Annotated in this window: 17 protein-coding genes; 12 read left to right on the plus strand and 5 right to left on the minus strand. The window is 38.6% G+C overall.

Translation table 11 applies throughout. The features are described from left to right. Positions 1–86: 86 nt before the first annotated feature. A complete protein-coding gene (locus AC13EX_RS04940; RefSeq protein WP_048641366.1) occupies positions 87–1862 on the minus strand; it encodes a sodium:solute symporter family protein in 1776 nt (591 codons plus the stop codon). Positions 1863–2160: 298 nt separating this feature from the next. Here AC13EX_RS04940 and AC13EX_RS04945 point away from each other — a divergent pair, with 298 nt between their 5' ends. The 8 genes from AC13EX_RS04945 to AC13EX_RS04980 all read left to right on the plus strand — a co-directional run bounded on the left by AC13EX_RS04945 (position 2161) and on the right by AC13EX_RS04980 (position 10692). Then, the gene (locus tag AC13EX_RS04945; protein WP_482891790.1) at positions 2161–3231 is read left to right on the plus strand and encodes a phosphotransferase enzyme family protein; all 1071 of its coding nucleotides are present in this window, start codon (positions 2161–2163) and stop codon (positions 3229–3231) included. Between the two features lie 18 nt (positions 3232–3249). After that, complete coding sequence (recG, locus tag AC13EX_RS04950; protein ID WP_482891791.1) at positions 3250–5343, plus strand: ATP-dependent DNA helicase RecG; 2094 nt, start codon at positions 3250–3252, stop codon at positions 5341–5343. An 86-nt stretch (positions 5344–5429) separates the two neighbouring features. After that, positions 5430–6266: an OmpA/MotB family protein gene (locus AC13EX_RS04955; RefSeq protein ID WP_048641369.1), complete on the plus strand. Its 837-nt coding sequence runs from the start codon at positions 5430–5432 to the stop codon at positions 6264–6266. A gap of 8 nt (positions 6267–6274) precedes the next feature. Further along, the gene (locus AC13EX_RS04960; RefSeq protein WP_048641370.1) at positions 6275–6931 is read left to right on the plus strand and encodes a pseudouridine synthase; all 657 of its coding nucleotides are present in this window, start codon (positions 6275–6277) and stop codon (positions 6929–6931) included. A 76-nt stretch (positions 6932–7007) separates the two neighbouring features. Continuing rightward, positions 7008–7979 carry an AAA family ATPase gene (locus AC13EX_RS04965; RefSeq protein ID WP_339713367.1) on the plus strand — a complete coding sequence of 324 codons (972 nt, stop codon included), beginning with the start codon at positions 7008–7010 and terminating at the stop codon, positions 7977–7979. A 31-nt stretch (positions 7980–8010) separates the two neighbouring features. Continuing rightward, entirely contained in the window at positions 8011–9051 is a 1041-nt protein-coding gene (locus AC13EX_RS04970; protein WP_048641372.1) for a sensor histidine kinase, read from the plus strand. Positions 9052–9074: 23 nt separating this feature from the next. Beyond that, positions 9075–9809: a LytR/AlgR family response regulator transcription factor gene (locus AC13EX_RS04975; protein WP_482891792.1), complete on the plus strand. Its 735-nt coding sequence runs from the start codon at positions 9075–9077 to the stop codon at positions 9807–9809. Positions 9810–9936: 127 nt separating this feature from the next. After that, positions 9937–10692, plus strand: coding sequence for a LytR/AlgR family response regulator transcription factor (locus AC13EX_RS04980; RefSeq protein WP_048641374.1), 756 nt, complete (start codon positions 9937–9939; stop codon positions 10690–10692). A 5-nt stretch (positions 10693–10697) separates the two neighbouring features. Here AC13EX_RS04980 and AC13EX_RS04985 read toward each other — a convergent pair whose 3' ends face one another. Further along, positions 10698–12059: a PhoH family protein gene (locus AC13EX_RS04985; protein ID WP_482891793.1), complete on the minus strand. Its 1362-nt coding sequence runs from the start codon at positions 12057–12059 to the stop codon at positions 10698–10700. A 561-nt stretch (positions 12060–12620) separates the two neighbouring features. Between AC13EX_RS04985 and AC13EX_RS04990 the strand changes: the two genes are divergently transcribed. Both AC13EX_RS04990 and AC13EX_RS04995 read left to right on the plus strand, forming a co-directional pair. Beyond that, a complete protein-coding gene (locus tag AC13EX_RS04990; protein WP_482891794.1) occupies positions 12621–13091 on the plus strand; it encodes a pyrophosphohydrolase domain-containing protein in 471 nt (156 codons plus the stop codon). Positions 13092–13477: 386 nt separating this feature from the next. Continuing rightward, entirely contained in the window at positions 13478–14809 is a 1332-nt protein-coding gene (locus AC13EX_RS04995) for a YfcC family protein (RefSeq protein WP_482891795.1), read from the plus strand. A 195-nt stretch (positions 14810–15004) separates the two neighbouring features. On the opposite strand, the gene AC13EX_RS05000 is transcribed toward AC13EX_RS04995, so the two are convergent. Further along, a complete protein-coding gene (locus tag AC13EX_RS05000; RefSeq protein ID WP_482891796.1) occupies positions 15005–15838 on the minus strand; it encodes a helix-turn-helix domain-containing protein in 834 nt (277 codons plus the stop codon). Between the two features lie 376 nt (positions 15839–16214). Between AC13EX_RS05000 and AC13EX_RS05005 the strand changes: the two genes are divergently transcribed. Further along, positions 16215–16424, plus strand: a complete 210-nt coding sequence (locus AC13EX_RS05005) for a hypothetical protein (RefSeq protein WP_482891797.1) — start codon at positions 16215–16217, stop codon at positions 16422–16424. 410 nt (positions 16425–16834) lie between these two features. On the opposite strand, the gene AC13EX_RS05010 is transcribed toward AC13EX_RS05005, so the two are convergent. Continuing rightward, positions 16835–19018, minus strand: coding sequence for a S9 family peptidase (locus AC13EX_RS05010; RefSeq protein ID WP_482891798.1), 2184 nt, complete (start codon positions 19016–19018; stop codon positions 16835–16837). Positions 19019–19327: 309 nt separating this feature from the next. On the opposite strand from AC13EX_RS05010, the gene AC13EX_RS05015 reads away from it, so the two are divergent. After that, positions 19328–20431, plus strand: coding sequence for a serine hydrolase domain-containing protein (locus tag AC13EX_RS05015; protein ID WP_482891799.1), 1104 nt, complete (start codon positions 19328–19330; stop codon positions 20429–20431). Between the two features lie 59 nt (positions 20432–20490). Here the strand turns inward: AC13EX_RS05015 and AC13EX_RS05020 are convergent, their stop codons facing one another. Next, positions 20491–21267 (minus strand): type III pantothenate kinase, encoded by a 777-nt coding sequence (locus AC13EX_RS05020; RefSeq protein WP_482891800.1) that lies wholly within the window; start codon positions 21265–21267, stop codon positions 20491–20493. Positions 21268–21294: the final 27 nt, after the last annotated feature.

The raw sequence follows: 21294 nt of genomic DNA on the forward strand, positions 1-21294 counted from the left end.
ATTAATTAGCTGTTAGGTTTTCCTCAAATTAGAAGAAAACCTAACAGCTAGTTTTTGTCCCTATCAAAGAAATCTATCCTAATAGATTATCTCATTTTCTTCCATGCCCTAAAAACAATTATTCCTCCTGCCAATGAAATAATGGTAGCAATGGTCGCTGGCAAAATTTGCCCATAAATCCAAAATCCCACCCCAAATAAAGCTGCATAAACCATTATAGAAGCGATCAACATCAAACCAATTTCCATTGGAAGTTGACCTGTCTCTTCTTTCACCTCAGGGTATTTTGCCAATAATTTTTTCCAGCCATGAGATGCCGGTCTTACTTTTTTATAGAAGGCAAGCAACACTTTATCATCTTCAGGTTTGGTCAATAATGTAACAGTTACCCAAGTTATGGTAGTGATAGAAACACCGAAAAGCAATTTCAGGTAACTCATTTCTTCCGGTATAGGTAAGAAACCCAATTTATTGTGAATTGATTCAAAATAGATTGCCACAATAAAGGAAACGATCATAGCAGAGATTTCTGTATAAGCATTAATCCTCCACCAGAACCAACGTAAAATAAAGATTAAACCAGTACCTGCTCCTATTTGTAACAATATATTGAAAGCTTCCAAGGCATTGGAAAGTACCGTTGCCAGTAAGGCTGCAAGCACCATAAGACCAACCGTAGAGATTCTTCCAACAGCTACCAATTCTTTGTCAGTTGCCTCAGGCTTAATAAATCTAGAGTAAAAATCATTAACTACATAAGATGAACCCCAGTTAAGGTGAGTTGACAAGGTTGACATTACAGCTGCTATCAAAGAGGCTAGCACAATCCCAATCAGACCTTTTGGAAGAAAAGTAAGCATGGCAGAATAAGCCAAATCATCTCCTAGTTTGCTGGCTTCTATATTTGGGAAAGCCTCTTGCATGTCACTTAACTGCGGAAATAGAATTAAGGAAGACAAAGCAATTATGATCCAAGGCCAAGGACGAATAGCATAATGAGTAATATTAAACAACAATGTTGCACCAATGGCATTTTTCTCATCTTTAGCTGACAACATTCTTTGGGCGATGTACCCTCCTCCACCTGGCTCTGCTCCAGGGTACCAAGTGGCCCACCACTGAATGGCCAAAGGCATAATAAACAAAGGTATAAGTAAGTTCCAATCAGTAAAATCTGGTATTATATTAAGTTTACCTACAACATTAGGGTGTGTCAACAAGGCATCAAGACTACCGATTTCAGGCAAGGTAACTATATAGATAGCTGCACCGAATGCTCCAGCCATGGCGATGAAAAATTGGAAAAAGTCAGTAAGCAAAACCCCTTTAAGACCTCCCAAAGAACTATAAAACACTGTGACAACAGAAACAATCAAAAGCGTCTCCCAAGAACTAAGCCCAAGCATCACACCAAATATCTTAATTGCGGCTAGGGAAACAGTGGCCATAATAACCACGTTGAAAAACACCCCTAAATACAATGCTCTAAAGGCCCTTAAAAAAGCAGCCCCTTTTCCACCGTACCTCAATTCATAAAATTCCAAATCGGTGGTGACTTCAGACCTTCTCCATAGTTTTGCATAAACAAATACGGTCAGCATACCTGTTAGTAAAAATGCCCACCATACCCAGTTTCCTGAAACTCCATTTTTCCTTACAATGTCAGTTACTAGGTTTGGTGTATCTGCGGAGAATGTAGTGGCTACCATACTCACCCCCAATAACCACCAGGGCATATTTCTTCCGGAAAGGAAGAATTCTTTAGCGTTTTTACCCGCTGATTTAGAGGCATAAACCCCTATTAACATGGAAATAACAAAAAATGAAATGATTATTGCCCAATCAAGGATTGAAATATTCATGATGACGTATTTATAGTATAATTTTTTCGAATAATGGTTAAGCGTTGATCGTTTTACTCCTTGAGAAAGAAGAAAATTTTTCTAAATAAATAAAACTTTTTCAATTATTTTAAATAATTCCTTTAAATATTTGCGGGACGGGATGCATTTACCCCTCCAAAGTGTTTCAATAGACTACAAAGGTAAATATAAACCCTTTCAATAATATATATTTAAAAGTATTGTAAATTTACCAATTGGAAATGTTAAAAGTGACAAATTAATTTCTTTAGCCAATTAGGTATTTGGATTTATTACTATGAAAGACACAATATTGGACGCGCTTAAAGCTGCCTATACCTTAGATGCAGACGACTTGGTTGCCAATCGATTTGGTTCAGGACACATCCATAAGACATATAAGGTGGACAGCAGCACGCAGTCCTACATCTTACAAGAATTCAATGATGCTGTTTTTAAGCATCCTGAAAGGATTTCAAATAATCTCGGCTACCTTCTTGATAATTTTGACCCAACCGACCTACATTTTGTCTTGCCATTACCTATTCCTAATAAACAAGGCGAACTTTTTACTGAGTTGGATGGTGGACTTTACAGGCTTTTTCCATTTGTCAATGGAATAACCCGAGATGATATAGACCATAAAGAGCAAGCCAGCAAAGCTGCTGAAGCCTTCGCTTACTTCGTAAAAGTATTTTCAAATACTGACTCAAGTAAACTTCAGGACACCATACAGGACTTTCATCACCTAGAATGGCGTTACAGTCAATTTGATGAGGCACTTAAAAACCCCGCCATTGAAATAAATGACGAAACCAGGGAGATGATTGCCTATTATGAATTGCGAAAGGATTTGCTTGAGCAATATGGCATTTACCGCAAGCAGTTACCACTTCGAGCAACGCACAATGACACCAAAATAAACAATTTGATTTTCAGTGAAGACCTAAAGAAAGTCAATGCGGTAATAGATCTCGATACCATTATGGCCGGTTTCGTATTTTATGATTTTGGTGACCTAGCCCGAACGGTAGCTTGTACAAGAGATGAGTCTTCCTTGGACTGGGGAAATATAAATATAGATTTGGTTAAATATGAAGGCCTACTCGAAGGCTTCTATTCGGTATTGGCTGGCAATATTACTGATCAGGAGTTAAGTTCCCTTCCATTTGGGGCAGAAATGATGACCCTTATTATGGGACTTCGGTTTTTAACAGACCACCTCAATGGAAACATTTATTACCAGGTAGAATATCCTGAACAGAATCTTCATCGAGCAAAAAATCAGGCGGAATTACTGACAGCTTTTATGGCAAAAAGACAGGAAATCAACGCGCTTGAAGCCGATCTCAAGAAAAAATTTCTGTGAAGCTTTAAATTGGAAGATTTGTCCGGATTCTTTGATACTAAAATTGAATACCTAAAAGGAGTAGGACCTCAGAAAGCCGCTCTGATTAATAAGGAGTTGGATATTTTTACCTTCGGTGAAATGTTGCAACATTATCCTTTCAGGTATGAGGACAGGACAAAATTCTATAAGATTAGCGACATCCGATCAGATATGCAACAAGTGCAATTGGTCGGCTCGATCTATTCATTTGAGACTATCGGAGATGGTAGAAAGAAACGGTTGGTAGCCCAATTTAGAGATGAAACCGGTGGGATTGAACTAACCTGGTTCAAAGGCATACAATGGGTTGCAAAAAGACTAGTAAAAGGCGCTCCAATGGTGGTCTTTGGTAAACCACAGCAGTATGGAAGAAAAATCAGTATTGCCCACCCAGAACTAGAACCTCTTACCAACAAGCAGCAAAAAGAGGTTAGTTTTCATCCGGTCTATCCTACTACTGAAAAGTTACGAAGCAGGTACCTCGACAGTAAAGGCATCTCCAAAATACTGGAGACCTTGCTCCCTTTGGTCCTTCCCAAGGTTCCTGAAACCCTGCCCTTAACTCTCTGCCAAGCATTAAAACTAGAACCTAAACCTATAGCATTAAAAGAGATTCACTTTCCCTCTGGTCACCAAACCTTAAAAAAGGCCCTCTATAGACTGAAATTTGAGGAATTCTTCTTCTTACAACTTCGGTTGTTAAAAATGAACCTTACCAGAACTGAACAGTATAGAGGAAAGGTATTGGACAAGACAGGTCTATTGACAAAATTTTACAAGGAATTTTTACCTTTTGACCTTACCAATGCCCAAAAAAGGGTAATCAGGGAAATATACAATAACCTGAAATCCGGCTTACAAATGAATCGGCTGGTACAGGGAGATGTGGGTTCAGGAAAAACCATTGTCGCTTTCATATGTCTTTTAGTGGCCGTTGATTCGGGCTTTCAGACCTGCCTTATGGCTCCAACTGAAATCCTTGCCACTCAGCATTACGAAGGGCTAAAAGATTTTTCCGCTAAGATGGGACTCAACATCGCATTGCTTACAGGATCTACCAGCAAAAAAAAACGAGCAATTATTCATGAAGCCTTAAAGTCAGGGGAATTGAATTTGCTGGTAGGAACACATGCCCTACTGGAAGATGTGGTGGTCTTTAAACAATTAGGTCTTGCGATTATCGATGAGCAACATCGATTTGGAGTAGCACAAAGGGCTAAGCTATGGGGGAAGAACAGCGACTTTTACCCTCATGTACTGGTAATGACCGCAACACCCATTCCCAGAACTCTTGCGATGACCGTATATGGTGACCTGGATATCTCTGTGATAGATGAATTACCGGCAGGAAGAAAAGCTATACAAACTGTTCATAGGTATGACAAAGACCGATTAAGAGTATTTGGCTTTTTGAAAAAAGAACTCCAAAAAGGCCGACAGGTTTATATAGTTTACCCCTTAATCGAAGAGTCTGAAAAAAGTGACCTAAAAAGCCTTATGGATGGATACGAAAGTATTTGTAGGGCCTTCCCAGATTTGCCTATAGGCATATTGCATGGCAATATGAAACCTGCAGATAAGGATTTTGAGATGAATCGATTTGTTAAAAATGAAACCAAAATTATGGTAGCCACAACCGTTATTGAAGTAGGGGTAAATGTCCCTAATGCCTCAGTGATGGTGATCGAAAATGCCGAAAGATTTGGTCTCTCCCAGCTACACCAGCTTAGAGGACGGGTAGGTAGAGGATCAGACCAATCCTACTGCATACTAATGAGCAAATATGAACTAAGCAAAGACAGCAGGGTACGATTAGATACAATGGTTAGAACAAATGACGGTTTTGAGATTGCAGATGTTGACCTCAAGTTGAGAGGACCTGGTGATTTGGCAGGCACACAGCAGTCGGGGATAACAGATTTAAAAATCGCGGATATTGGTAAAGACAGTGAAATACTTGTTCAGGCTCGCGCTTCAGCCCAAACTATTTTGGAAAAAGATCCACATCTTAACAGTATTGAAAATAAACCGATAGCAGATCAGTTGTCACGACTAAAAAAGAATGAAATGAATTGGAGCCGGATTTCTTGAACTATTTATCCAAAAAAGCCAGATTTTGGGCAGAACCACCTAAATTGGTATGTTTTTCGTTACAGGTTTCTTAAAACTAGACAATTATGTGGAACAAGATAATTTTTCGAAGTATGGTATTGCTAATACCTTTATGGTATTCATGTGTGCCGCAAAAGAAATACAACGAAGTAAATATAAGGAATGCAGAAATGATGCGTTCACTCAGGGAAACGGAAGGTAACCTTGACAGTGCTAGTAACAGCTTGGAGCAATTTAGGAAAAAAGCGAGCCAGCTTGAAGAAGAGTTAGCTGATTTCAAAAGAAAGAACAACGCTTTGGAAACCAAACTTGAAAGAGCCATTGCCGCTTCATCCTCAGTACAGCAGGAGCTTTCTGCCAAGGAGCAACGAATGATAGAGCAACAGGAGCGTTTGGATCTCTTGCAAAACCTACTCGATGAACAAAAAGCAGTGATGGAAGGGCTCAAGACCACCATTGACAAAGCTTTGGTTCAATACCGGTCAGATGAATTGCAGGTGTATGAGCAGGATGGAAAGTTATATGTCTCCTTACAGGACAAGTTATTGTTTCCCTCAGGAAGCGCCACAGTTAATAAGGATGGTAAAGAAGCACTTAGTAAATTAGCAGTGGTGATAAACAATAGTCCTGAAATCCAAATACTAGTAGAAGGTCATACTGACAATGTGCCTATCCGTGGCAAATTTGAGGACAACTGGGCATTAAGTACAGCTAGAGCAACAGCCATTGTACGAATTCTTACCAATTCCTATGATGTTGTACCAGAGCGGGTAACTGCTGCTGGAAGGAGTTTCTACTATCCCAAGGCCTCCAATGAAACGGCTGAAGGAAGAGCAAAAAACAGGAGGACTGAAATTATTCTTACCCCTCAATTAAATGAATTGTTTCAATTGTTGCGGTAGTTGATAATATGGCATTGGAATATTATATGATTTATAAGCCTTTTGGTGTTCTGAGTCAATTCAGTGGCGAAGGGGATACGTTAGGCATGCTTAGTGATTTCCCTTCGGACGTTTACCCTGTGGGCAGATTGGACAAAGACAGTGAAGGTTTATTGTTGTTGACCAATGACAAGCGACTGAATCATTTGTTACTTGATCCAAACTATTCCCATGAGCGAACCTACTGGGTTCAGGTAGAAGGACAAATAACTGATAGCGCTTTGAAAGAACTGGAATCAGGGGTAAAAATTTCAGTCAATAAAAAAATTCACAATACCTTAAAGGCAAAAGCCGTTTTACTAGAGGATGTAGAAAAATTATTACCTGAAAGAAATCCACCTATCCGGTATAGAAAAAATGTTCCCGATTCTTGGATAGCTATAACCCTGAAAGAAGGTAAGAACAGGCAGGTAAGAAAAATGACTGCGGCTGTAGGTTTTCCTACGCTACGTTTGGTCAGGTGGTCCGTAGAGAAATTAACCATAGATGGTTTTGAGGCTGGTGAAGTTAGACTCCTAGATGGTGACACTCTTTATTCCACTTTAGGTATTTCGAGTAAAGCACAAACCGAGCAGGGCTTTAAAACCACCAAAAATCAAAAAACGAAAAAGAAGAAAAGGCACTAAATTGTGATAAAGAATGAATTGTTCTAATTTAGGCTTCTTATAGGCAAAATATCAATAGAAATTTCAAATATCCATTATGCATCAGGAGAAGATACAGGAAGTCATTAATGAAGTAAAAAAAGTTGTAGTTGGTCAGGAAAAAATGGTCAACAGACTCTTAATTGGGTTATTTACCAACGGACATATTTTATTAGAGGGGGTACCCGGACTAGCTAAAACACTAACCGTTAACACCTTATCAAAGGTACTTCACCTTGACTTTAAGCGGATACAGTTTACCCCCGATTTATTGCCAGCTGATCTGATTGGTACAATGATTTACAATCAATTGAATGCAAATTTTGAGGTAAAAAAAGGGCCTATCTTTTCCAATATCATTTTAGCAGATGAGATCAATAGGTCTCCAGCTAAAGTACAGTCAGCCTTGCTTGAGGCCATGCAGGAAAAACAAGTGACCATCGGTGAAACTACATTTATGTTAGACAAGCCATTTTTGGTTTTGGCTACTCAAAACCCTGTAGATCAGGAGGGAACTTATCCTTTACCGGAAGCGCAGGTCGATCGATTCATGATGAAGGTAAATATAGAGTACCCTTCCAAATCAGATGAGTTGGAAGTCATGAGAAGAATGACCAACTCCAAATTTATTTCAGAAGTAAATCCAATACTGAACAAGGAAGATATTTTTGCCATAAGAAGTGCCATTAATGAGGTACAGATAGCAGAGGCTTTGGAAAATTATATCATAGAAATGGTCTTTTCTACCAGATTCCCTGAAAAATACGGCATGCACGAAGAGGCCAAATACATTCAATTCGGTGCTTCTCCAAGAGCATCTATCAACCTTAATCTTGCGGCCAAAGCCAATGCTTTTATGCAGGGAAGGGATTATGTTTTGCCAGAGGATATCAAAGAAATTGCTGAAGACGTGCTTAACCACAGGATAATTTTAAATTATGAGGCAGAGGCAGACGGTGTAAGTACCCGTGATTTGATTAATAAAATTCTCGATAAAATACCTTTGAACAAATCGGCTACTATACAGTAGCATAATTTTGCCGGAGGAAGTAGGGATTTGAATGAATAAAAACAAGCTATATTGGTTGTTACAAATTTTTGGTTGGCTGAGCTTTGCTTTGGTCAACCTGTTTTTTGTATCCATGGCTCGAGGTATAACACCCATTCAAATAGGTGCTTACTTTTCTTTGGCCATTGTCTATTTCGTCTCCACACATTTTTTTAGATATCAAATTAAACACAATAGTTGGCTTGAATTCCCAACCACCAAGCTAATTAGCCACGTATTGACAGCTGTTTTGATTTTGAGCTTGGTGAATACCCTATCACAAATCCTAATCAATTGGATTTTTGGCACCTTACATTACCCTCAAGATTTTAGGCCTTTGGTATTGATGGTCAACCTGTTTACCAGCTTTCTTTTTTATTCTCTGTGGTCCTTGTTATATTTCCTATTCTATTTTCTAGACAATTACAACTCCAGTCTGCAGTACCAGGCAAGGATCAATGAAATCAAACTTATTCACCTTCGCAATCAATTAAACCCACATTTTATTTTCAATGCCCTAAATAGTGTTCGGGCTTTGGTAGATGAAGACCCTATAAAAGCAAAATCAGCCATTACTCAATTGTCCAATATATTGAGGTATTCCCTAGTGGTAGATAAGCACAAGACCATCTCCTTATCGGATGAAATGAAAACAGTTAAAGATTATTTAAACCTCGAGTCCATACGGTTTGAGGAGAGATTGAAGGTAATCTATGAAGTTGAGCCTAAGACAAATCAGTATAGGATTCCACCCATGATGCTACAAACCATCGTAGAAAATGCCATCAAACATGGGATTTCAAATTTGATGAAAGGTGGCCTAATTGAGATTAAATGTACCGTAGGCTTGTTGGATGATTTATACATCTGGGTAAGGAATAGCGGTCAGTTAAAACCTGCCGGAACCCCCAGAAAAAAAGGGGAAGGACATGGCATTGCCAATACCGTTCAACGGCTAAAACTGATTTTTGGGAACAAGGCCTCATTCAAGATATTCAATTACGGAAATGAATTTGTGGTGACAGAAATAAAAATACCGAAACAAAAAGGTTAAATTTAGAGGAAAATATAGATATTATGCGCGTATTAGTAGTAGATGACGAAAGGTTGGCCAGGAAAGAGCTTATCAGCTTACTAAGCCAAAATGACAACATAGAAATTTTAGGAGAGGCACCAAATGTAGATGAGGCCAAAGAGAAGATTGAATCCCTACAACCTGATGTAGTGTTTTTAGATATCCAAATGCCTGAAAAGACAGGCTTTGATCTTCTTGAAGAGCTTGATTATGTTCCTTTGGTAGTATTTATTACTGCCTACGATGAATTTGCCTTACAGGCATTTCAGGTAAATGCCCTGGACTATTTGTTGAAACCAATAGAACCAGAAAGACTAACCGAAACCTTAAAGAAATTAGAAAAAAAGCTCGAAGAGTTAAAAAAAGAAGAGACTTCAGTTGCGGATCTTCCCAAAGACAAGCTTGCTTTAAATGACCAGGTTTTTGTAAAGGATGGGGATAAATGTTGGTTTGTAAAATTAGCAAATGTCCGCTTGTTTGAGTCTGATGGCAATTATATCAAAGTCTATTTCGAAAAAAACAAGCCAATGATTCACAAGTCGCTGAATGCGCTTGACGAAAGACTCGATGAAAAATCGTTCTTTAGAGCAAGTAGGAAACACATTATCAACTTGAGCTGGGTGGAGACCATAGAACCTTGGTTTAATGGTGGTTTGGTTGTCACTCTTAAGGGTGGAGAACGAATAGAAGTCAGCAGAAGACAAGCAGCAAGGTTCAAAGATTTGATGAGTTTATAACCATAAAAAGCAATTAGTTTAATTAAATGGTCAGTAAATTGATTCTTCCGTGCTTTTATTTGCATTTTAATTTGTAAATTTCGTATCAGCATCATTAATTATATTTTTCAATTAAAACAGTTTAGAAATGAAAGAAGAACGGATACTGATCGTTGAGGATGATGTAAATATTTCTGAAAACATCGAAGAAATTTTACAACTTTTAGGATATGTGAATATTGACATAGCCAATTCTGCAAATCAAGCCATTAAGGTGGTGAAAAAATATCGTCCTGACATGGTTTTCATGGACATCAAGCTTAAAGGCGATAAAGATGGAATTGAATTGGGCGAAATCATTCAACAAATGGTAGACGCACCTATTGTCTATGTTACTTCTTATAGTGACCCTGCTATTATCGAAAGAGCAAAAAGAACACACCCTGCAGGTTTTATTGTAAAGCCTTTCAATAGCAACGATATCCATGCCATGGTAGAAATTGTTCTATACAACCAAAGAACAAGACCTACCCTTTCCGAAGGATCCTCCTCTAAAGCTGCAGAAAGCCCTTACTTAGTAGTTGATGCTGTTTATATCAAAGCTGACAATAGTTTTGAAAGGGTGGATTACAGTGACATATATTATGTAGAAGCCAATGGAAACATGGTAACTATATTTTCAAAAAACAGAAACTTCACAATTCGTAAATCAATGAAGGACATGGAGGAAAAATTGCCTTCCAACCTTTTCTTACGGGTTCAAAAGTCATACATCGTCCAACTGGCACAAATAGAAAGTTTCAACACCAAGGAAATAAACCTAAAAACAGGAGATGTGGTGCAGGTAGGTCGCCAATATTACAATAGCTTCTTGGCCAAACTAAACACCATTACTGAAAGTTAAATTTCTCAAAGCAATTCATTGGCAAGATTGGCCAATTCAGACCTTTCTCCTTTTTCCAACTTAATGTGCGCATAAAGTGAATGGTTTCTTGCCCTGTCTATCAGGTAGGACAATCCATTACTTTGACTATCTAAATAAGGCGTATCGATTTGAAAAACATCACCGGTGAAAATAATCTTCGTATTTTCACCGGCTCTGGTGATAATTGTCTTCACCTCATGGGGCGTCAGGTTCTGCGCTTCATCTACAATAAAGAAAATATTCGATAAAGAACGGCCTCTAATATAGGCCAAAGGCTGGATCACCAGCTTTTCCTGGTTGATCATGTCCGTAATTCGCTGGTACTCTTTATCACTTTCTTGGTATTGATTTTGGATAAATTTTAAATTGTCCCAAAGCGGTTCCATATAGGGATTTAACTTCGACTTGATATCTCCAGGTAAATAGCCTATATCCTTATTGCTCAAAGGAACAATTGGTCTTGCCAAAAAAATCTGCTTGTACTCTTTTCGCTGCTCCAATGCGCCCGCAAGGGCCAAAAGCGTCTTTCCTGTACCCGCTACTCCCTGAATGGTCAAAAGCTTAATTTTTGGATCCAAAATGGCATGAAGGGCAAAAGCCTGCTCTGCATTTTTAGGACTAATATTGTACGCCTTGGTTTTAGAAATCTTAGAAAATAGGTTTTGCTGGGACTGATAAAAGGCAAGTATGGATGCATTGCTTTCAATGCCCTTTAAAATATAAAATGTATTGTTTTGAGGTAAGTTTTTTCTCCTCTTTCCAAAAACCTCTTTGCCCTCAAGAACACCTTTTTCGTAAAGGCTATTGATTATATTGTTGTCTAAATTATCAATAACCCCCTTGCCCGTATTTTCAATTTCACTGATATTTTTGATTTTGCCTGTTTCATAATCTTCGGCAGCAATATCCAAAGACTTGGCCTTCAATCTTAAGTTGATGTCCTTACTGACGAGAACGACTTTTCTGTTAATCTCCGTCTGTTTTAAGCTTAATGCGGCATTTAAAATATTATGGTCATTTTTTTCCTCCCCAAAGATCTCATTGGCATTGAGCTTGTTATCGGGATTCATCATGATTTTGAATGACCCTTTATTCTTCCCATTTAAAGGAGTCCAATTCTGAATCATATGGTTCTGGGAGAGCTTGTCCAGTAAACGGATAAATTCCCTGGACTCAAAGTTTTTGGTATCATTCCCTTTTTTAAACTGATCCAGCTCTTCCAATACTGTAATTGGGATGACCACATCATGCTCAGCAAAGTTCATTATGGAATGGTGGTCATAGAGAATAACCGAAGTATCTAGCACAAAAATTTTCGAGGCACTATTAGTTGTTTTTTTCAACATAAGGCTTATCTAAAAGTGAATGTCTTCTAATAATAATTATTTTAATTTACAATATTTCAAAAATGACACCGAAAATTAACGGCTGAATAAAGGATTATTTTAACCCAAAACATAAGGGACTAATAAACTGTGGTTTACAATTTCTTGAACTAATAAACCAAGTGAGTACCGAATCATGTCTCCGTCTATTATTAGGATTAAAGTGGAATTGGCAACAATCGTATCCCCCTAATTAACCGGATCAGGCCCCCAATGGTCTATTCAAGCTTACTTCCTTAATCCCGAAATATGCAATAGTCATTCTATTACGTGCTGAAATCGCTTTAAAATCAGCCACTTCGTTGCTGTTTTCAATTTCACCATAGCGGTGCTATGCTAAAATCTCCATACAGCCTGATTTTCTTGCGATTGCAACACTCATTACGAATCCTATTACATAATCCGGGTTAACCGAATTCAGGTGTGAGCTAAGATTCAAAATGTTTTTTATTCATTTTATCATGAATTGATTGCTTTCATTGGCAGACCTTTTTTTCTTTGGTGCTGAAAAACAATTTTATCATGAAAGATCCCCAAACCTTAACAGCTGTAGCTCGATTTCACCAAACATTCAAACATCCTATACTTCCCTCTCCAGTAATACCAGAGGCCAATAGGTGTAAACTTCGGGTATCCTTAATAGCCGAAGAATTAAAGGAACTAGAAGAGGCAATTGCCAATGATGACTTGGTAGAAGTCGCTGATGCACTTTGTGACATTCAATATGTACTCTCCGGTGCCGTATTGGAATTTGGCCTGGCAGATAAATTCAAAACGCTATTTGACGAGGTGCAACGATCCAATATGAGCAAGGCCTGTAAAAATGAAAAAGAGGCAATAGACACAGTTGCACATTACCAAGCTAAGGGCACAGATTGTTATTACGTTAAATCTGACGATGTATTTCTCGTCTACCGCAAGGAAGACAATAAAACCCTTAAATCAATTAACTATTCCCAGGCAGATTTAAGCTCTATTCTAAAAAATTCTTAACCATATCCCTACCATTGAACCGGCAATAGTTCCATACTGTTGTCGGGATTCATTGATTTTTTAAACAGAATAAATCACAAAATAGAAGGTCAATTGTCAATTCCGAACTAAACCTACTTAAGTACAAAACCTTCTACATCAGTCAGAATTTCATTTTTTATCTCTATATTATTCAAACAATCAATTGATTGTATTTTGTTTTAAATTTATTAGAGAAATCCAGTTACATTATTGCAGTAATTACACCTAACCTTTTGATGCCCATTCTGCTCCTTAGCACTTGAATAACCTAAGCCCAACCAAAGTTGGGATCTTTGGAAATAAATTACCTACCCCCCTTTTTGCCATAAATCCAATGATCAGCTCTAACTTCAATTCACAAGCAAATGAAAAATTTCCCTAACGCATTCGTAATTATTTTAGCAGTAATCGTTTTCTCTTGGGCATTGACTTTCATCATTCCACAAGGTATCTACGACAGGGAAATAAATGCAGCAACGGGTTTGGAAGAAGTGGTTAATAACTCTTATAAGGTATTAGAAGGTGAAAACCTCTCTGTTTTTGACTTGCTTTTGGCCATACCAAGGGGGATTATTGGCAGGGCTGATATCATCGTCTTGATTCTCTTATTGGGTGGCTGCTTCTATGTAATTGAAAAAACAGGTGCACTGTCCCAGGGCTTGGCGAAATTAGTTGCTTTATTAAAGGGCAGAGAACTTCTTGCTTTGATTATAGTATCAGCTTTTTTCACCGCTGGTGGAGCTACTATTGGGCTTCAGGAGGAGGTTATTGCACTCACCCCTATGCTATTGCTTTTCGGAAGAAGCCTTGGCTACAACGCCTATACTACGCTCTACATGAGCTATGGTTCTTCTGTACTTGGGAGTTCCTTTAGTCCTTCAAATCCTTTCGCCGTAATGATTGCTCAGAAAGTAGCAGGCCTTCCCTTACTTTCAGGAAGTGGATTAAGATTGATTTTTCTAGGCATCGCCTTTACTATTTGGATACTCTTCATTATTCGCTATTCTAGAAAAAACCCAATTGCAATAGTTGCTTCCGACCTGAATGAGAAAATAAGCAACAGAAGTAAAATTATCCTAATCCTATTGGCTTTGACCTTTGGGGCCGTCACTTATGGCCTTCTTAGTCATGGGTGGGGTTTTGAAGAACTTGCTGCTTGCTTTTTTGCATTGGGTATTCTTGCAGGGCTAATCGGTAAGTTGGGCACTAACCAGACAGGCGAAGCCTATGTTGCAGGATTCAAGGAAATGATTTTTGCATCGGTGATTATTGGACTGGCCAATAGTATTACTATCGTATTGGAACAAGGCTTGATTATAGACTCTATTGTGTACGGGCTTTTCGGCCCGCTGAAAAACATACAGCCAACGTTTTCTGCAGTTCTTATGATGCTCTCTCATATGGTATTGCATCTTCCTATCCCCAGTTATTCGGGTCAGGCCATACTGACCATGCCTATTCTGGTACCTCTTTCCGATTTAATTGGGCTTTCCCGTCAAACCTGTGTATTGGCTTATCAATATGGCGCCGTGATGGCCGACCTTATCGTCCCCACCAATGGCACCCTAATGGCGGTCTTGGCTATCAGTGGGGTTTCCTATAATAAATGGTTAAAGTTCGCCGTGAAACCGATGATTCTAATGATGATTTTAGCCGCTATAAGCATCATTTTTGCAGTGACAACAGGATACCAATAAGTGTAAATATTGCTACTACTATCACGAAATCGATTAGGTTCCTTACTGGTCGAGGTTTGAGCCGTAGCGGGAACTTCGTCCTATCTTATTGAAAGTTTTCAACTTGAGAAAGTTTAAAACATTTATCACACTAAATAAAAAAACTGAATTCACCTTATAATTTACCACCTAAAGCCAAAGTGATCTATTGATTGACTAAACAGTATGGTTTTGTTCTCTGAAATCTGTGGGGGACAGTCCCTCTTGTTTTTTGAAGAACCTACTAAAGGATTGTATGTCCTGAAAACCCAATTCATAGCCAATCTCAGAAACATCCTTTTCCGTATAAAACAACAACCTTCGGGCTTCAAGCACAATCCTTTCCTGAATCACCTGTAATGGTGTTTTTTCACATAACTTTTTGAAGGTATTGGAGATGGTTTTAGGGGCCTTAAATAGCAATTCTGAATATTCGGCCACAGTATGTTTTTCTCTGAAATGCGTTTCTACCAAATAGTTAAATTCCCTAAACAAATCATTTTGTTTGGGCGTAGGGCTATCATGAAATTTTTGCCTCTTGAAAATACGGGTACATAGAATAAGTATCCTTTTGAGCATCATTTGAAGCATCTCCAGTTGAAGATCATCCTTCATTTCAAATTCCAGAACTGCCATTTTCCAGGCAGTTTCCAATATTTCCAGTTCCTTGTCGGCTGCCTTTATAATGGGAGGAGTGGCCGCTCCATAATACAATACCCCCTTGCAACTGACCTCACTGTCATGATCCAAAATACAATAAAACTGCCGATTGAACCTTAGTAGGTTGATTGAATTGATTTTCTCATATTCCAGCTTATTGAGCTGGGACAAGCTTAGCAACTCATTTGTATTGAAAGTATAAGGAATCCCATCTATCAGCAGTTTGTTATTGTCTGAGGTAAACCAGATCAATTTCAAAACTTCCGGTTGACTTTCTAACAGGTGTTTACAGTTGGAAGAGTCAATGGATTGAATTTCAAAATATTCGTTTTGCTTGCCTGTATATATCATCTTTGGTAAATAACCCTACATTATCCTTTACTGGTAGAAGTTACGATTTGCTGGTCGAAATTTAAGCGATAGCGGTAACTTCGCCCAATCATGTCGAAAGTTTTCAGCTTGCTTAGGTCTAAAACATGCTAATTTTTTCTAGATTATCGAGGCAGAAAAACCCATTATAAGTCTAAGTTACCCGTTTCTAAATCTAAACCGGACAATAGAACCTAATCTTGCAAGCCTTCATCAGTATATTCTTTTGCCCAAATAATTTGCTTATTTTTGTATAGTGTATTGATAATGGTATAGTTATATTTAAAACAGCTGCTTTATTAAATCAATTCGGAACTTTATAAACCCCAAGGCTTCTGCCTAATAAAAAAATTTGATTATGAAGATACTTCTGGACATCCAAGATAGCAAGGCAGCATTTTTTATGGAACTACTCAAAAACTTCTCTTTTATCAAAAAAGCCACACAAATATCCGAAAATAAAGCTAAGCTTATTATGGATATTAAGGAAGCAGTAGAGGAGTTAAAGCTGGTAAAAGAAGGTAAAATGGAAGCACGAAATGCTGAGGACCTGATCGATGAATTATAGTGTTAAGGCTATTCCAAAGTTTAAAAGAACTTAAAAATACTAGCTAAAAAGTATCCTTAAAAAAGGAATACCCTGCATTGATTCAAAGCCTTAAGGTAAACGCTCAAAAAGGAACTTTGATAGGTCATAATTGCTACAAAATTCGATTGTCGATATCTTCCAAAGGTAAATCTGGTGGCGCAAGGGTGATCACCAATTTGCCATAGCTAATGATATCGTGTATTTGCTCACCATTTACGATAAATCAGACAAGGAAAGCCTCACCGACAAAGAACTTGAAGAGCTCCTGAAATATATCTCAGAAAAATAACTTTTATTAAAAACGTAGCGTCTCATGGGGGTGAAAACTTTCCTCATTTTAGGTCTAAGTTACGCTCTCCTAAACTTAGACCAGAGGCGACCAGAAGCCATTACAATTTTTCCTTCACATAATTGGTCAGCATTTTATACAAATGCCAGGTGGTATTTCCACCGTGTATCCCGTGATTTCTATTGGGATAGTAAAAACTATCAAACTGCTTGTCTGCAACGATAAGTGCATCCACCAAAGCAACACTGTTTTGAAAGTGTACATTGTCATCGCCCGTTCCATGTACCAACAGAAAGTTGCCATTAAGCTTGTTTACATGATTGATAGGGCTGAAGTCATCGTATCCGGCAGGGTTTAATTGAGGGGTCTGTAAAAAGCGCTCGGTATAAATGGTATCATAGTACCTCCAGCTGGTTACCGGTGCTACTGCCATTGCTGTTTTGAAAGTTTCATTACCGATCATCAGTGCCAGCGAAGACATATAGCCTCCATAAGACCATCCCCATATGCCAATCCTGCTAGCGTCTACATAAGGCAGTTCCGCGAGGTATTTTGCTCCTGCGATTTGATCTTCTGTCTCCAGTTTTCCCAACTGATTGTAAGTGCTGTGCTTGAAGTCTCTTCCTCTTCCTCCGGTGCCTCTATTGTCTATACACACCACGATATATCCCTCAGTTGCCAGGTGCTGGTGCCACCAGTCACGGGTACTTCCCCAGTTTTTCATTACATTCTGAGATCCCGGGCCACCATACACGTACATAAGCATAGGATAGGTTTTTGATGGATCAAAAGTAACCGGCTTTATCATATAGCCATTCAAGCTGGTACCATCTATGGTTTTAAAGTCAAAAAACTCCTTTGGCAGAAAAGCATATTCCTTCATTTTCTCCTGAAGGGCCTGATTGTTTTCGAGAACCATTATCTCTTTCCCATTTTTATCATACAAGACCGTTTGCAGGGGTAGCGAAACGGTGCTGTAAGCATCAATGTAATATTGCTGGTCAGGACTCATATTAATGGAATGAGTGCCTTCCTGTGGACTAAGTAGCTTTTTCTTTTTCCCATTTAAATTGATGGAATAAAAATGTCTTTCCAGTGGAGACTGTTCGGTAGACACATAGTATATATTCTCAGTTTTACTGTCTACAGCCACCAATTCAGTTACTTCCCATTCACCTTTGGTAATTTGACGGATTAGCTTTCCTTCCAGGTCATATTGATAGACATGTTTGAAACCATCTTTTTCGGAGGTGCTAATGAACCCTTCTCCATCAGGAAGAAAGAGAAAATTGTCATTGTAATCCATGTCCACATAGGTGTCTGCTGTTTCAGAAAGGATGGTTTTGGTTTGACCAGTTTGGCTGTCTGCAAACAAGATGTCCATCTGATTTTGCAGCCTGTTTAAACGGATAACAGCAAGGGTATTGTTGTCTTCTGCCCAATACATTCTGGGCAGATAAATGTCTGTATCTGCACCAGTATCTACAGTTTGTGTCTGCCCCTTTTCAAGGTTATAGATTTGAATATTAACCATTGCATTTTTCTCTCCAGCTTTGGGATATTTAAAATGCTCATCTTCCGGATACAAAGCTCCCCATTTTTGCATGTTAAAGACAGGCACTTCTCTTTCGTCAAAGCGTATATAGGCCAACTGTTTACCATCATTGGACCAGAAAAAGGCCTTGGACATAGAGAATTCCTCTTCATAAACCCAATCCGCAGCCCCATTGATAATTGCATTCTTGGCACCATCCCTGGTCACCTGAACCTTATTATTGGTTTTTAGATCCAGGTAGTAGAGGTTATTCTCCTTTACATAGGCGACTTTCTGATTGTCAGGAGACAGGGTGGCATAGGAGATTTTATCACCTTTTTCTAATTCTTTTAAGCTGCCTGTTTTCAAGTCAAGCAAATGATAGATCGCTTTGGTAGACCGCCTATAGATGGGCTCTACTTCAGATGTAAGTAAGGCCATGCTCTCTTCCGGATTGAAAGCGTAATTGCTAAAATTGAGGCCCATTTCCCTACCATCTATCAGCACTTCACTTTCCTCCCCGGTGGCCACATTTATCCTTACTACCTGCGGAAAACCTGCTACCATTTTTAAACTGCTGTAGTATTTCCCATCCTTCATCCAGTTGATGCCTTGAACGGTTTTAGGGGCAAACACCTGGTCTTTAATGACCGCTTCAAGAGTTAATTTTTTATTATCCTGTGCCAATCCACTATTTGTAAAGAGTAAGACATAGACCAAAAAGGCCTGTATTTTAAAGTATCGTTTCATATTTTTCTCCTTTTAGCCCTATGCCTAAAAGACAATCCGGCTTATATGATGCCCAAAGGTAATTAAACGGTAATTACTTTAAAAACCGCCAACATGGCAATCGGGTCTTGCAGTGAAATTGTAAAGTCATCTCGATTATTTTCCGGAAAGTTATTCAGTAGTCACCTAACAAAACACATTGGCCCTCTTTTAAAATCAACCTTAGGCAATTAATTGATTAATAGTTTTTTAACGCTTTTAACTTTTCTAATTCTCAGACAATCAGAAATATTTTCATTATCTTAAAATCCCAACAACCGATAAGCCCTCATGTTGAAATTAAAAATACTTTTTCTAATAGTACTTATTGGTTGTGGCTGCGAGGAAAAACCAGTAGCTGTTAACTTTCAGCAGGGTTATCATGGGAAAATTACTGAAGGCCAATCAAAATTAATCCATACGGAAGCAAAAGGTTTTTTCAACCAAACCCAGTTATCCATAGCTATAATCAAGAATGGAAAGCCGGAATTTTATGGAGTGAAAATAGAAAATGACACTCTATTTTCAGTGGAGAACCAAAATAAGGTCTTTGAAATTGGGTCTATCTCAAAGGTCTTTACTGCCACAATACTGGCAGACTTAAGTCTCGAAGGCAAGCTAAATCTCAATGACCCTGCGAGTAAATATTTGCCATGGAAACTGAAAAATGAGCCGAAATTCACCTTGCAACAACTTTCCAACCACAGCTCAGGTTTGCCTAGGCTTCCTGATAATCTGATCCTTTCAGAAGTGGATATGAGCAATCCCTACAAAGATTATGGTGAAGAAAAATTAGGCTTTTATTTTACAGAACAGCTAGAACTACAACAGGAGCCAGGACTAAAATTTGACTATTCAAATCTTGGGGTGGGGCTATTGGGCTACATCCTCACCAGGATAGATTCCTCAAGCTATGAAGAAATGATACAAAATAGGATTGCCATTCCATTTCAAATGGAATCCACGACCGTCAATAGAGAAAAGGTATTGCTTCAACTTGTCAAAGGTTTGGATGTGGAAGGTAAAGAAACGCCCAATTGGGATTTAAACGTATTGCAAGGTGCTGGGGCCATCCTATCAAATACCCAAGACCTGACCAAGTTTGCACTGGCCCAATTCAACCCGGCCAATCAGACATTGGCGCTTACACAAAAGAAAACCTTTTCCATCACCGCCCATGAAAAGGCCATAGGATTAGGCTGGATGATTGAAAATAAAAAATATGGTAAATGGTTGTGGCATGGTGGTGGAACCGGTGGCTATTCTTCTTCTATTACCTTGGATTTGGATAGGAAAAATGCCGTTATCATTTTATCCAATGTCTCAGGTTTTTCAGAGGATGTGGTAAACATTTCAAATCTAGGTTCTCGGTTAATGGAAATCATCGAAGATTGACTCCTCTCCTCCATGTCTGCCATGATTACGCTAACAAACTGACATCAAGAAAAATGGGCTTATATATCCAAATTAAAACTTGTGATTTGATAAATACCTTTTAATGTCAAATTGCCATCAACGGTTTTAAACCGCTCTCCCAAATTATTCATTAAAGAAGACATTCCTCCAGTCAAAATCACTTGATAGTTACAATTGGTTTCCTGCTCTATAGCTTCAATCATCCCTCTCACCAATCCGGAATAACCATAAAAAATACCTGCCTGAATGGCATGAACGGTATCTTTACCCAAGGCTGATTCAGGCATTTTTAATTCCACTTTAGGCAGTTTAGCCGTATTGGTAAACAGCGAATTGATTGCCGTTTTGATACCAGGAAATATATTGACTCCTGTTACCATACCACTTTGATCTACCACACTAAAAGTAAGAGCCGTTCCAAAATCTACAATGATACAGGCGGAGTTGTATCGCAAATAAGCAGCAGTAATATTGGCCATTAAATCCGTTCCGATTTCTGTCGGGTTCATTGCCTTAACAGGAAGCAAACCATAACTGTTTTCATTGATCACATAAGGCGCTTTGCGAAAGAAACCCAAACACAAGCGTGTCAATACTGGCAACAAGTCTGGAACAACAGTACTCAATCCGATTTGATCTATTTTATCTGCAGTCCAATTTTTCTCTAGAAAAAAGAGGGCCAATTTTTTTTCCAGGTCATATACTTTCATCCCTTTCTTTGTGGGAATACGAAGCTCTTCTTCCCAGGAATCATCTGCTTGCTGATAGAAACCAAACACAATATTAGAATTGCCTGCATCGATGGATAAAAACATAGGTCGTTGAATTTAGTGTCAAAGATA

The sequence above is a fragment of the Cyclobacterium sp. L-R genome (genome assembly GCF_056859355.1).

Bases quoted from the DNA above. Each gene is read 5' to 3' on its own strand.
- AC13EX_RS04940 (WP_048641366.1), bottom strand. From the start codon at position 1,862: ATGAATATTTCAATCCTTGATTGGGCAATAATCATTTCATTTTTTGTT.
- AC13EX_RS04945 (WP_482891790.1), top strand. From the start codon at position 2,161: ATGAAAGACACAATATTGGACGCGCTTAAAGCTGCCTATACCTTAGAT.
- AC13EX_RS04955 (WP_048641369.1), top strand. From the start codon at position 5,430: ATGTGGAACAAGATAATTTTTCGAAGTATGGTATTGCTAATACCTTTA.
- AC13EX_RS04960 (WP_048641370.1), top strand. From the start codon at position 6,275: ATGGCATTGGAATATTATATGATTTATAAGCCTTTTGGTGTTCTGAGT.
- AC13EX_RS04965 (WP_339713367.1), top strand. From the start codon at position 7,008: ATGCATCAGGAGAAGATACAGGAAGTCATTAATGAAGTAAAAAAAGTT.
- AC13EX_RS04970 (WP_048641372.1), top strand. From the start codon at position 8,011: ATGAATAAAAACAAGCTATATTGGTTGTTACAAATTTTTGGTTGGCTG.
- AC13EX_RS04975 (WP_482891792.1), top strand. From the start codon at position 9,075: ATGCGCGTATTAGTAGTAGATGACGAAAGGTTGGCCAGGAAAGAGCTT.
- AC13EX_RS04980 (WP_048641374.1), top strand. From the start codon at position 9,937: ATGAAAGAAGAACGGATACTGATCGTTGAGGATGATGTAAATATTTCT.
- AC13EX_RS04985 (WP_482891793.1), bottom strand. From the start codon at position 12,059: ATGTTGAAAAAAACAACTAATAGTGCCTCGAAAATTTTTGTGCTAGAT.
- AC13EX_RS04990 (WP_482891794.1), top strand. From the start codon at position 12,621: ATGAAAGATCCCCAAACCTTAACAGCTGTAGCTCGATTTCACCAAACA.
- AC13EX_RS04995 (WP_482891795.1), top strand. From the start codon at position 13,478: ATGAAAAATTTCCCTAACGCATTCGTAATTATTTTAGCAGTAATCGTT.
- AC13EX_RS05000 (WP_482891796.1), bottom strand. From the start codon at position 15,838: ATGATATATACAGGCAAGCAAAACGAATATTTTGAAATTCAATCCATT.
- AC13EX_RS05005 (WP_482891797.1), top strand. From the start codon at position 16,215: ATGAAGATACTTCTGGACATCCAAGATAGCAAGGCAGCATTTTTTATG.
- AC13EX_RS05010 (WP_482891798.1), bottom strand. From the start codon at position 19,018: ATGAAACGATACTTTAAAATACAGGCCTTTTTGGTCTATGTCTTACTC.
- AC13EX_RS05015 (WP_482891799.1), top strand. From the start codon at position 19,328: ATGTTGAAATTAAAAATACTTTTTCTAATAGTACTTATTGGTTGTGGC.
- AC13EX_RS05020 (WP_482891800.1), bottom strand. From the start codon at position 21,267: ATGTTTTTATCCATCGATGCAGGCAATTCTAATATTGTGTTTGGTTTC.